The sequence below is a fragment of the Aeromonas sp. S9(2024) genome (assembly GCF_041403185.1).
Lineage (GTDB): Bacteria > Pseudomonadota > Gammaproteobacteria > Enterobacterales > Aeromonadaceae > Aeromonas > Aeromonas enteropelogenes.
Genome location: NZ_JBGLRE010000012.1, coordinates 42,234 through 53,911, shown reverse-complemented (window position 1 = coordinate 53,911; position 11,678 = coordinate 42,234). Strand labels below are relative to the sequence as shown.

The following is an 11,678-nucleotide window of genomic DNA, read 5'->3' as shown; positions in this document are numbered from 1 at the left end:
GTTTAGAGAAGTCCGACGCAGGGAACGGCGATCTCGCTCACAGCGATGTAAACGATTACACTGATTTTGTTAAGTAAAACGGAGTAAAAACAATTAAAACCGGTAAAACTACAGCGCCATCAGCCGGAATGGTTAACCATGGCTCAACCATTCCCCCTATCCGGCCCGCACCGGCGCGACCGAATGGCGGTTGATAAGGGTCGGGGTGTAGATGCGGTTCTGCTGCGCCTCACCCTCCCCCGCGGCCAGCTGCAACGCCAGCTTGGCTGCCTGGGATGCCATCAATTCAATGGGATAGCGCATGGTCGAGAGCTTGGGTCTGAGGTATCTGGCATAGATGATGTCATCGAAACCCACTACCGAGACCTCCTCCGGCACCCGCAGGCCATTGTCAGCCAGCACCGAGATGGCCCCCGCCGCCATGGCGTCGTTGTAAGCCACCACGGCTGTCACCCGAACTCCTTTTGCCAGCAGATTGAGCATGGCCTGCTCGCCCCCTTCCTCGTTGGGAGGCCCGCTCTCGACAAGCTCCGGATCGGCGACCAGACCCGCGTCATGCAAACCATCCTGGTACCCCTGCTGGCGCAAGGTGGCATCCTCGATGGCATGATCCGAACTGATGAAGGCGATATGGCGATGCCCCAGCTCGATCAGATGACGGGTGGCCGTGGCCGCTCCCAGCCGGTTGTTGAGGGCGATGCAACGCCCGCGAAGGGCGGGAATATCTCGGTTGATCAGCACCATGCCGGGCACCCGCATGGCGTAATCGCAGAGCTCCTCGTCGCTGAGTGCCTTACTGTGAACCACCAGCGCCTCGCAGCGCTTGCCGATCAGCAGCTCGATCGCCTCGCGCTCCTGGCGTGCCTTGTGAAAACCGTTGCCCATCAGCAGATGCAGATTCTGCTCGACAGCCACGGCAGAGACCCCCTTTACCAGGGCGCCGAAGAAGGGATCGGCCACGTCGCCCACCACCACACCCATGGTGTCGCAGGTCTGGTTCACCAGTGCCCGTGCGTTGGCATTGGGGGTATAACCCAGCTCCGCCATGGCCTGTTGTACCGCAGCACGGGATGCCGCACTGGCCTTGGGCGAGTTGTTCATCACCCGTGAAACCGTTGCCACCGACACATTCGCCAAACGGGCGACATCCTTGATAGTACTCATGCTGTTTTCACTTATTTCACAGTCCACAATGGCGCCATTATACCCAGCAAACTCATTGAAAATAGTGACGAAAGGAATATCTGTCATCATTGGGATCATAAAAACAGTGTAATCGTTTACACTGTTTTGCAAGCAAGCTCACAGTTTGCTCGCCGTCCCCTCGGCTAGACTCCTTCCAGACACGTTTTCAGTGGAGAGCAAGATGAAGGTTCTGGTCACCGGCGGTTGCGGATATATCGGCAGCCATACCTGTCTGGCCTTGCAGGCAGCAGGCATGATCCCCGTAGTTGTCGACAACCTCTGCAACAGCAAGCCCGGCGTATTGACTCGGGCAGCAGCGATCAGTGGTCAATTACCCATTTTTTATCAAGGGGATATTCGCGACCAGGCGCTGCTTGATCGCATCTTTGCCGAACACAGGATCGATGCGGTGATCCACTTCGCCGCCCTGAAGGCCGTAGGCGAATCGACCCGCATTCCCCTCGACTACTACGAGAACAACCTGAGCGGCACCCTCGCCCTGCTGCAGGCGATGAAACGTGCCGAAGTCTACAACCTGGTGTTCAGCTCCTCGGCCACCGTCTATGGCGATCCCGCCAGCCTGCCCATCCGGGAGGATTTCCCCCGCAGCGCCACCAATCCCTACGGGCGATCCAAGCTAATCATCGAGGAGATCCTGGAGGATCTGCAGACCGCCGAGCCCCACTGGAGCATGACGCTACTGCGCTATTTCAACCCAGTCGGCGCCCACGAGTCGGGCACCATGGGGGAAGATCCCCAGGGGATCCCCAACAACCTGATGCCCTACATCACCCAGGTAGCCATCGGTCGTCGTGACTGCCTCTCGGTCTTTGGTAACGATTACCCTACCCCGGATGGCACAGGAGTACGCGACTATATCCACGTGATGGATCTCGCCGAGGGACACGTCAAAGCGCTGCAGCGCTGCGCCGGTCATGGCGGCGTACATGCCTACAACCTGGGCACGGGCCAGGGCCAGAGCGTGCTGCAACTGGTCACTGCTTTTTCTGCCGCCTGCGGCAAGCCGCTCCCCTACCGCATCGAGCCAAGACGCCCGGGCGACATCGCCGCCTGCTGGGCCGACCCGTCCAAGGCGATGTGCGAGTTGGGCTGGAAGGCCACCCGGGATGTCGCCGCCATGTGTGCCGACAGCTGGCGCTGGCAAGCCAACAACCCCAATGGCTACGGGGAGTAGGCATGCCGACTCCCGCGAAACAATGACCTTATTTTCAATACCTTATCAGGAGAGATGATGTTCAACCCCGTCGATCATCCCCATCGCCGCTTCAATCCGCTGACCGGCCAGTATGTGCTGGTCTCTCCCCACAGGGCCAAGCGCCCCTGGCAGGGGCAGGTGGAGAAGGTGAGCCAGGCCCCCCAACAAGCCCACGACCCCGACTGTTTCCTCTGTGCAGGCAACAAGCGGGTCACTGGTGACATCAACCCCGACTATCAGGGCACCTTCGTCTTTACCAACGACTTCGCCGCCCTGATGCAGGACACCCCGGCCGCCGACACTGCCGGTGACCCCTTGCTGAAACTGGAGGCCGCCCGTGGCACCAGCCGGGTCATCTGTTTCTCGCCGGATCACGGCAAGACGCTGCCCGAGCTGCCCCTGCCTGCCATCGAGGGGGTGATCACCACCTGGATGGCGCAGGTCGCCGAGCTGTCAGAGCAGTGGGAATGGGTGCAGGTGTTTGAAAACAAAGGGGCCGTCATGGGCTGCTCCAACCCTCACCCCCATGGTCAGCTGTGGGGCAGTGACTTCCTGCCCAACGAGATCGCCCGCGAGGATCAACATCAACGCGACTGGCTGGCCGAGCACGGCCGCCCCATGCTGCTGGAGTATGTGGAGCGGGAGCTGGCCGACCGATCCCGCATCGTGGTGGAGACGGAACACTGGCTGGCGGTGGTGCCCTTCTGGGCGGCCTGGCCGTTCGAGACCCTGCTGCTGCCCAAGGCCCATATTCCTTCCATGCTGGATATGACCCCGGCCCAGCAGCAGGATCTGGCGATAGCGCTCAAGGAGCTCACCAGCCGCTACGACAACCTGTTCGAATGCAGCTTCCCCTACTCCATGGGTTGGCACTTCGCGCCGCCCCGCTCGGATTGCCCCGAGGCCTGGCAGTTGCACGCCCACTTCTATCCGCCACTTTTACGTTCAGCCAGCGTGCGCAAATTTATGGTGGGCTTCGAGATGCTGGCCGAGACCCAGCGCGACCTGACCCCGGAGCAGGCAGCCGAGCGACTGCGCGCCCTCTCTCCCGTTCATTACAACCAGATCACCCCAGCCAATGAGGAAACCCCATGACCCCGAGCCAACGCGTCAGCGCCGTCTTTGCCGAACAGTTTGCCAAAGCGCCCTCCTTGCTGGTACGCGCCCCCGGCCGCGTCAACCTCATCGGCGAACACACCGACTACAACGACGGCTTCGTGCTGCCCTGCGCCATCGACTATGAAACCTGCGTCGCCATCGGCCTGCGGGATGACAGCCTGGTGCAGGTGATCGCCGCCGACTACGACAACCAGCGCGATCAGTTCGACCTGAACAAGCCCATTGAGCATCACCCCGGCCAACGCTGGAGCGACTACATCCGCGGCGTGGTGAAATACCTGCAAGCGCGTGGTCATGCCCTGCGCGGCCTCGATCTGGTGGTCTCCGGCAACGTGCCCCAGGGGGCCGGGCTATCCTCTTCCGCCTCGCTGGAAGTAGCCATCGGCCAGGCCTTCAAGGAAGCCCAGAGTCTCGCCATCAGCCAGGCCGAGATCGCTCTCAACGGCCAGCAGGCAGAGAACCAGTTCGTCGGCTGCAACTGCGGCATCATGGATCAGATGATATCCGCCAGTGGCAAGCAGGATCACGCCCTGCTGCTCGACTGCCGCTCGCTGGAAACCCGCCTCATCACCATGCCGGCGGATCTGGCGGTGCTGATCGTCAACTCCAACGTGCGCCGCGGCCTGGTGGACAGCGAATACAACACTCGCCGCGAGCAGTGTGAAACCGCCGCCCGTCACTACGGGGTCAAGGCGCTGCGCGATCTGGATCTGGCCGCCCTGGAGGCGGGCAAGGCCGGGCTGGATGAGGCCTGTTATCGCCGCGCCCGCCATGTGGTGGGCGAAAATGCGCGCACGCTGGCCGCCGCCGATGCGCTGGAGCGCGGCGATCTGGTGCGTCTCGGCGAGCTGATGGCCGACTCGCACGCCGCCATGCGCGATGATTTCGAGATCACGGTTCCCCCCATCGACGGCCTGGTGGAACTCATCAAGGCAAATATCGGCGACGAAGGTGGCGTGCGGATGACCGGAGGCGGCTTTGGCGGCTGCGTGGTCGCCCTGCTGCGCCCGGACAAGGTGGCCAGCGTGATCGCGGCGGTCGATGCCGAGTACCCGGCCCGCTTTGGCCTCAAGGCCGATTGCTATGTCTGCCGGGCCAGTGCCGGAGCAGGCAGGCTATGACGGCCTTCGAACTGGAAAACGAGGAGGGGCTGCGCCTGCGCGGCCTCGACTTCGGAGCCACCCTCACCTCCCTCACCCTGCCGGTCGCGGGGGAGCGACGCGAGGTGTTGCTGGGCTGCGCCGATCAGGCTTACCCCGACCAACAGGTGTGGCTGGGGGCCATGGCTGGGCGCTTTGCCAACCGCATCGGCGGAGCCGAGCTGGTACGAGGGGGCGAGCGCTGGCCCCTCGATGCCAACCAGCCGCCCCACTGCCTGCACGGCGGCAGGGAGGGCTTTCATCGCCGTACCTGGCAGATCAGGGAGCTTGAGGCGGATCGGGTCAGGCTGGCTTTGCTATCAAAGGCGGGGGATCAAGGCTTTCCCGGCAACCTGAGGGTGACCCTGGAGTACCGGCTGGAGCAAAGTGATCTGGTGGTGGAGTTTCGTGCCAGCACAGATGCGCCGACCCCGGTCAGCCTCACCAGCCACGCCTACTTCAATCTGGATGGCAACCGTCCGGACGGCGGCGACGTACTCGGTCACACCATCAGCCTCAATGCCGATCATTTCCTGCCCACCGACCCGAGCGGTCTGCCGCTCACGGTCACGCCGGTGGAAGGGCCGTTCAACCTGCGCCATGAGCGCCCCATCGGCCAGGATTGGCTGAGCCATCCCCAGCAGCGCCAGGCCAAAGGCTACGATCACGCCTTTGTGCTAAATGGCCCCGAGCAGGAGTGGGCGGCCCGGGTGGTTTCCGCAGATCGGCAACTGGCGATGGAGGTCTACACCAACCAGCCTTCGCTGCAGTTCTACACTGGCAACTGGCTGGCCGGCACGGCGGGTCGCGATGGCCAGATTTTGCGGGATCACGACGGCTTCTGTCTGGAGGCACAGCAGTTGCCGGACAGCCCGAATCGTCCCGAACTGGGGGATGTCTGGCTGCTGCCAGGCCAGCAATACCGCCATCAAACCCGCTACCGATTCATCCGCGACTGACTTAAAGGTTTCATCATTTTTACATAGCCACCTTACTGACAATCGAGCAAGATAAGCCGCCCCGGGAGCACTCTCGGGGATTTTTTGCATCAACCCGGCTTTTACATCAACGAAGTAAGGACTTTTTGTTCGATGACTGATACCTATAGCCTGCTGGTCGCCTTTATTCTGGGCGTCGTCGAGGGGCTGACCGAGTTCCTCCCCGTCTCCTCTACCGGCCACATGATCATCGTCGGCCATCTGTTGGGCTTCGAAGGGCCCAAGGCCGCCACCTTCGAGGTGGTGATCCAGCTGGGCTCCATCCTGGCGGTAGTCGCCGTCTTCTGGCGCCGTCTGTTTGGCCTCATCGGCATCCACTTCGGCCAGAAGCCCGATCCTGGACACGCCACTCTGTCGCTGATCCACGTCATCCTCGGCATGTTGCCCGCCATTGTCATCGGTCTGGCTATCCACAGCTGGATCAAGGCCAACCTGTTTGGCCCGGTCACCGTCATGTATGCCCTGGTGGCAGGCGGCATCCTGCTGATCATCGCCGAGAAGTTCCGTCCCGCCGTCACCGCCGACACTCTGGACGACATCAGCTACAAGCAGGCATTCGGCATCGGCCTGTTCCAGTGTCTGGCCCTCTGGCCAGGCTTCTCCCGCTCCGGCGCCACCATCAGCGGCGGCATGCTGATGGGGATCAGCCGCCACGCGGCGGCCGAGTTCTCCTTCATCATGGCGGTGCCCATGATGATGGCGGCCAGCACGCTGGATCTCTACAAGAGCCGCGACTTCCTCTCCATGGCGGATTTCCCCATGTTCGCGGTTGGCTTCATCACTGCTTTCGTGGTGGCCATGTTTGCCATCAAGACCTTCCTGGCGCTGATCCGTCGCCTCGACTTCATCCCGTTCGCCATCTACCGCTTCGTGGTGGCCTTCGCCGTCTATCTGGTGTTCGTGGCCTGACACCTGCGCCAGCCAAGTAAAAAGGGACCATATCGGTCCCTTTTTTTGATCTCTACTACCCCTAATCTGACAGTTCCAACCAAAAAGCCTCGAACAAATCCTTCACCTCCGTCACGACCGAGCAGAAGAGCAGGCTGCGCGGCTCCTGTCGTCGGAGCAGGGTTGCTCCGTCATGGCAAGGAAAAAACCCTTAACAATCAGGGGAAAATAGCCTGGACAAGCCGCTTCGATATGCAGTAGAAATGGATAAGCACCATATTGCGGTTAATTTTCCGGATATTGGCGCCAAAAACAGTGAATTATCCGCCCGACTGTGAGCGGCGGGTCATCCCTATAGTTTTCTCCGGCCGATGCGGGTAAAATTCACGCCCTTATATATCAGTCATTTTTCGACGCGCAACCTTGGTGGTCAGTTATGAAAGAGCATATTCATCATCTACTTGAACAAACGGTAGCCAATCTCAAGTCAGCGGGCATCCTGCCGGCGGACCTGGAAGCCCGCGTGCAAGTAGACCGATGCAAGGAAAAAGCTCACGGCGACCTGGCCACCAACCTGGCCATGCTGCTGGCCAAACCGGCCCGCAAGAATCCCCGTGAGCTGGCTGCCGCCATCATCGAGCACCTGCCCGCCTCCGATCTGATCGCCAAGGTCGAGATCGCCGGCCCCGGCTTCATCAACTTCTTCTTCGACCCCAGCTGGCTGGCCGGTCAGGTGGAAGCCGTGGTGGCCAGTGCCAATGCCAACGTGAAGCTGCCTGCGCCGCAGACCGTGGTGGTGGACTACTCAGCCCCGAACGTGGCGAAAGAGATGGCGGTGCACCACATCCGCTCCACCGTCCTCGGTGACGTGGCCGCCCGTGCCCTGGAGTTCCTCGGCCATAAAGTGGTTCGTGCCAACCACATCGGTGACTGGGGCACCCAGTTCGGCATGCTGATCGCCTATCTGGAGAAGATGGAGAACGAGCACGCCAGCGACATGCAGCTCAAGGATCTGGAAGCCTTCTATACCCAGGCCAAGCGCCTATATGACGAAGACGAAGCCTTCGCCGAGCGTGCCCGTAACTACGTGGTCAAGCTGCAGGGCGGTGACGAGTACTGCCGCTCCATGTGGAAGAAGCTGGTCGACATGACCATGGAGCAGAACCAGCGCAACTATGACCGCCTGAACGTCTCCCTGACCGACAAGGACATCATGGGCGAGTCCATGTACAACGACATGCTGCCGGAAATCGTGGCCGACCTGAAAGCCCGCGGGCTGGCGGTCGAGAGCGAAGGGGCCACCGTCGTCTTCCTGGACGAGTTCAAGAACAAGGATGGCGAGCCCATGGGCGTCATCATCCAGAAGAGCGATGGCGGCTTCCTCTACACCACCACCGACATCGCCTGTGCCAAGTACCGTTATGAAACCCTGGGCGCCGACCGTGTCATGTACTTTATCGACTCCCGTCAGCACCAGCACCTGATGCAGGCCTGGACCATCACCCGCAAGGCGGGCTATGTGCCGGACTCCGTGCCCCTCGAGCACCACGCCTTCGGCATGATGCTGGGCAAGGATGGCCGTCCCTACAAGACCCGTTCCGGTGGCACCGTCAAGCTGGTCGACCTGCTGAACGAAGCCGAGGAGCGCGCCGCCGCCCTGCTGGAGAGCCGCAACAGCGATCTCTCCGCCGAGGAGAAGGCCGAGGTGGTCCACGCCATCGCCATGGGTGCGGTCAAGTATGCGGATCTCTCCAAGAACCGCACCACCGACTACATCTTCGACTGGGATCTGATGCTGTCGTTTGAAGGCAACACAGCCCCTTACCTGCAGTACGCCTACACCCGGATCCAGTCCATCTTCCGCAAGGCCGGCATCAATGCCGAGACCCTGACCGGCAAGGTGATCCTGAGCGAAGAGGCGGAAGAGGTGCTGGCCCAGAAGCTGATCCAGTTCTCCGACGCAGTCAACGGCGTGGCGGACAAGGGCATGCCGCACCTGCTCTGTACCTATCTGTACGAGCTGTCCGGCAACTTTATGACCTTCTACGAAGCCTGCCCGATCAACAAGGATGGCGTCGACGAGGCCACTCGCCAGAGCCGTCTGCTGCTGTGCGCCGCCACCGCCAAGGTGCTGAAACTGGGCCTCGGCGTACTGGGCATCCACACCCTGGAGCGCATGTAATAGATGGCAACCCGGGATTATGTCGGCAACCGCCCGCGACGTCGGGCGGGTGGTCGCAACACCAGGAAAGCGGCGCCTCGCCGCTTTCCTGTTATCCCGGCCCTGCTGGCCGGTGCACTGCTGGCGGGTTTTGGTGCCTTCCTCTACATGATCAATGGCAAGGGCAACGATGCCCCCACCATCGAAGAGCAGGTGAAGGCCAACAAGCCCAAGGCCCAGAACAACGGCCTGCCCCAGGAGAAGTGGAGCTACATCGAACGGCTGGAGAACAAGCAGGTTGATGTGATCGAACCGCCGCCCCAACCGGGTGTGCCGCCACCTCCAGCACCGACCGTCACCCTGCAGCCGGATAAATTGCCACAACCGGTACCGACCAATATTCCCCAGCCGGGAACGCCACTCGGCCAGCAACCCTATCCGTCCAACCCGGCCACGGGGGCACCGGTCGCCAGCGCCCAGGAGCAGGTGATCGACCGTAAGGCCGAGCGGGAACGGATGGAACGTGAAATCCGTGCCGAGCTGGAGCGGGAACGTGCCGAGGCCGCCAAGGCCAAGGCGGCCCAGACTGCCGCCGCCGACAGCGGTCGCTACATGATGCAGTGTGCAGCCCTGCGCTCGCAGGATTCTGCCGAGTCGCTCAAGGCGCGCATCGCCTTCACTGCCGGGCTCTCCTCCAGCCTGCAGGTGATCAACGGTGCCAACGGCACCGTCTACAAGGTGATGGTGGGCCCCTTCAACGGCAAGGCGGCCGCCGATGCGGCCAACCGCAAGCTGCAAAGCTCGGGCATCAGCGGCTGCATTCCCAAGAAAGGGTAAGTGTCTCCTGACAGCGAGGGGCCGGGTTGCAAAACCCGGCCCCTCTTTTTCATGCCTGCCTTGCCCCCAGCCAACTGGCGCCCTGCGACGGGCGGGGTTGAAAAGCCCGGGTGCCGTCCCCATTTCTGCTCTCATGCACACTCAGGCCGTCATTCGGCTCAAGCGAGGTAAGTAAAGTGACTACCATAGTTTCAGTTCGCCGCAACGGTCAGGTCGTCATCGGTGGCGATGGCCAGGTTTCTCTTGGCAACACCGTCATGAAGGGCAATGCCCGCAAGGTTCACCGTCTCTATAACGGCAAAGTGCTGGCAGGTTTCGCCGGCGGTACTGCCGATGCCTTCACCCTGCTCGAGCGTTTCGAAGCCAAGCTGCAGGCCCACCAGGGCAACCTGGAACGCGCCGCCGTGGCGCTGGCAAAAGACTGGCGCACCGATCGCGCCCTGCGCCGCCTCGAGGCCTTGCTGGCCGTCGCCGACGAGCACAAATCCTTCATCATCACCGGCAACGGTGACGTGGTGCAGCCGGAGCACGATCTCATCGCCATCGGCTCGGGCGGCAACTTCGCCCAGTCCGCTGCCATCGCCCTGCTGGAAAACACAGATCTGGATGCCAAGACCATTGTCGAGAAATCCCTCAAGATTGCGGGCGACATCTGCGTCTTCACCAACGGCAACCACACCATCGAAGTGCTGGACTATAGCGACAAGTAAGTCAGCCACCCCATTTTCCAAGGGGCGGGCCCTGCCTGTCCCGGATACAGGAACACCATCATGTCCGAGATGACCCCGAGAGAAATCGTCCACGAACTGGATCGCCACATCATTGGTCAGGCCGACGCCAAGCGCGCGGTGGCCGTCGCTCTGCGCAACCGCTGGCGCCGCATGCAGCTCAATGAAGAGATGCGCCACGAGGTAACCCCGAAGAACATCCTGATGATTGGCCCGACCGGCGTCGGCAAGACCGAGATCGCCCGTCGCCTGGCCAAGCAGGCCAACGCCCCCTTCATCAAGGTCGAAGCGACCAAGTTCACCGAAGTGGGTTATGTGGGCAAGGAGGTGGACAGCATCATCCGCGATCTGACCGATGTCGCCATCAAGCTGGTGCGCGAGACCGAGATGGAGAAGATGAAATACCGCGCCGAAGAGGCCGCCGAAGAGCGCATCCTCGACGCCCTGCTGCCCAACCCGCGCAACACCTGGGGCGAGGAAGAGAAGGCCGACAACTCCAACACCCGCCAGATCTTCCGCAAGAAGCTGCGCGAAGGCCAGCTGGATGACAAGGAGATCGAGCTGGATCTGGCCGCCTCCCCGATGGGCGTCGAGATCATGACCCCGCCGGGCATGGAAGAGATGGCCAACCAGCTGCAGGGGCTGTTCCAGAACCTGGGTCAGAACCAGAAGAAAAAGCGCAAGATCAAGGTCAAAGAGGCCATGAAGGTGCTGATCGAAGAGGAAGCGGCCAAGCTGGTCAACCCGGAAGAGTTGAAGCAGAAGGCCATCGCCGCAGTCGAGAACAACGGCATCGTCTTCCTCGACGAGATCGACAAGATCTGCAAGCGCGGCGAGAGCTCAGGCCCGGATGTCTCCCGTGAAGGGGTCCAGCGCGACCTGCTGCCCCTGGTCGAGGGTTGCACCGTCAACACCAAGCACGGCATGGTCAAGACCGATCACATCCTGTTTGTCGCCTCCGGCGCCTTCCAGATCGCCAAGCCGTCCGATCTCATCCCCGAGCTGCAGGGCCGTCTGCCGATCCGGGTCGAGCTGACCGCGCTGACCACCGAAGACTTCGAGCGGATCCTGACCGAGCCGAACGCCTCCCTGACCGATCAGTACCAGGCGCTGATGGCCACCGAAGGGGTCAAGATCGAGTTCACCAAAGATGGCATCCGCCGTCTGGCCGAAGCGGCCTGGCAGGTCAACGAGCGCACCGAGAATATCGGCGCCCGTCGTCTGCACACCGTGATGGAGCGCCTGATGGAAGACATCTCCTACGACGCCTCCGAGAAGTCCGGTCAGACCTTCGTCATCGACACCGACTACGTCAATGCCCACCTCGGCAAGCTGATTGAAGACGAGGATCTGAGCCGCTTTATCCTGTAAGGCCCGCGCCTCAGGTTTTCCAAACGCCTCCCTTTG

The 11,678-nt window shown here is 61.7% G+C and carries 10 protein-coding genes; 9 read left to right on the top strand and 1 reads right to left on the bottom strand.

Annotated elements, in window-relative coordinates; genetic code table 11:
* Positions 1–156 precede the first annotated feature (156 nt).
* Positions 157–1,164, bottom strand: coding sequence for a substrate-binding domain-containing protein (locus tag ACB028_RS17340; RefSeq protein WP_042027264.1), 1,008 nt, complete (start codon positions 1,162–1,164; stop codon positions 157–159).
* Positions 1,165–1,366: 202 nt separating this feature from the next.
* Between ACB028_RS17340 and galE the strand changes: the two genes are divergently transcribed.
* The 9 genes from galE to hslU all read left to right on the top strand — a co-directional run bounded on the left by galE (position 1,367) and on the right by hslU (position 11,642).
* On the top strand, positions 1,367–2,380 hold the full coding sequence (gene galE / locus ACB028_RS17335) for a UDP-glucose 4-epimerase GalE (protein ID WP_371144830.1): 1,014 nt from the start codon (positions 1,367–1,369) through the stop codon (positions 2,378–2,380).
* Between the two features lie 57 nt (positions 2,381–2,437).
* Positions 2,438–3,496 (top strand): UDP-glucose--hexose-1-phosphate uridylyltransferase, encoded by a 1,059-nt coding sequence (locus ACB028_RS17330; protein WP_371144829.1) that lies wholly within the window; start codon positions 2,438–2,440, stop codon positions 3,494–3,496.
* Positions 3,493–4,641, top strand: coding sequence for a galactokinase (gene galK / locus ACB028_RS17325; protein WP_371144828.1), 1,149 nt, complete (start codon positions 3,493–3,495; stop codon positions 4,639–4,641). The genes ACB028_RS17330 and galK overlap by 4 nt, the downstream gene beginning before the upstream one ends.
* A complete protein-coding gene (galM, locus tag ACB028_RS17320; RefSeq protein ID WP_371144827.1) occupies positions 4,638–5,618 on the top strand; it encodes a galactose-1-epimerase in 981 nt (326 codons plus the stop codon). Before galK ends, galM begins: the two co-directional genes overlap by 4 nt.
* 132 nt (positions 5,619–5,750) lie before the next feature.
* Positions 5,751–6,566, top strand: coding sequence for an undecaprenyl-diphosphate phosphatase (gene bacA / locus ACB028_RS17315; protein WP_201982713.1), 816 nt, complete (start codon positions 5,751–5,753; stop codon positions 6,564–6,566).
* Positions 6,567–6,981: 415 nt separating this feature from the next.
* Positions 6,982–8,727 carry an arginine--tRNA ligase gene (gene argS / locus ACB028_RS17310; RefSeq protein WP_225633785.1) on the top strand — a complete coding sequence of 582 codons (1,746 nt, stop codon included), beginning with the start codon at positions 6,982–6,984 and terminating at the stop codon, positions 8,725–8,727.
* Between the two features lie 3 nt (positions 8,728–8,730).
* Entirely contained in the window at positions 8,731–9,543 is an 813-nt protein-coding gene (locus ACB028_RS17305) for an SPOR domain-containing protein (RefSeq protein WP_042027257.1), read from the top strand.
* Between the two features lie 176 nt (positions 9,544–9,719).
* On the top strand, positions 9,720–10,253 hold the full coding sequence (gene hslV, locus ACB028_RS17300) for an ATP-dependent protease subunit HslV (RefSeq protein ID WP_216993413.1): 534 nt from the start codon (positions 9,720–9,722) through the stop codon (positions 10,251–10,253).
* 60 nt (positions 10,254–10,313) lie between these two features.
* Positions 10,314–11,642 (top strand): HslU--HslV peptidase ATPase subunit, encoded by a 1,329-nt coding sequence (gene hslU / locus ACB028_RS17295; protein WP_371144826.1) that lies wholly within the window; start codon positions 10,314–10,316, stop codon positions 11,640–11,642.
* Positions 11,643–11,678: the final 36 nt, after the last annotated feature.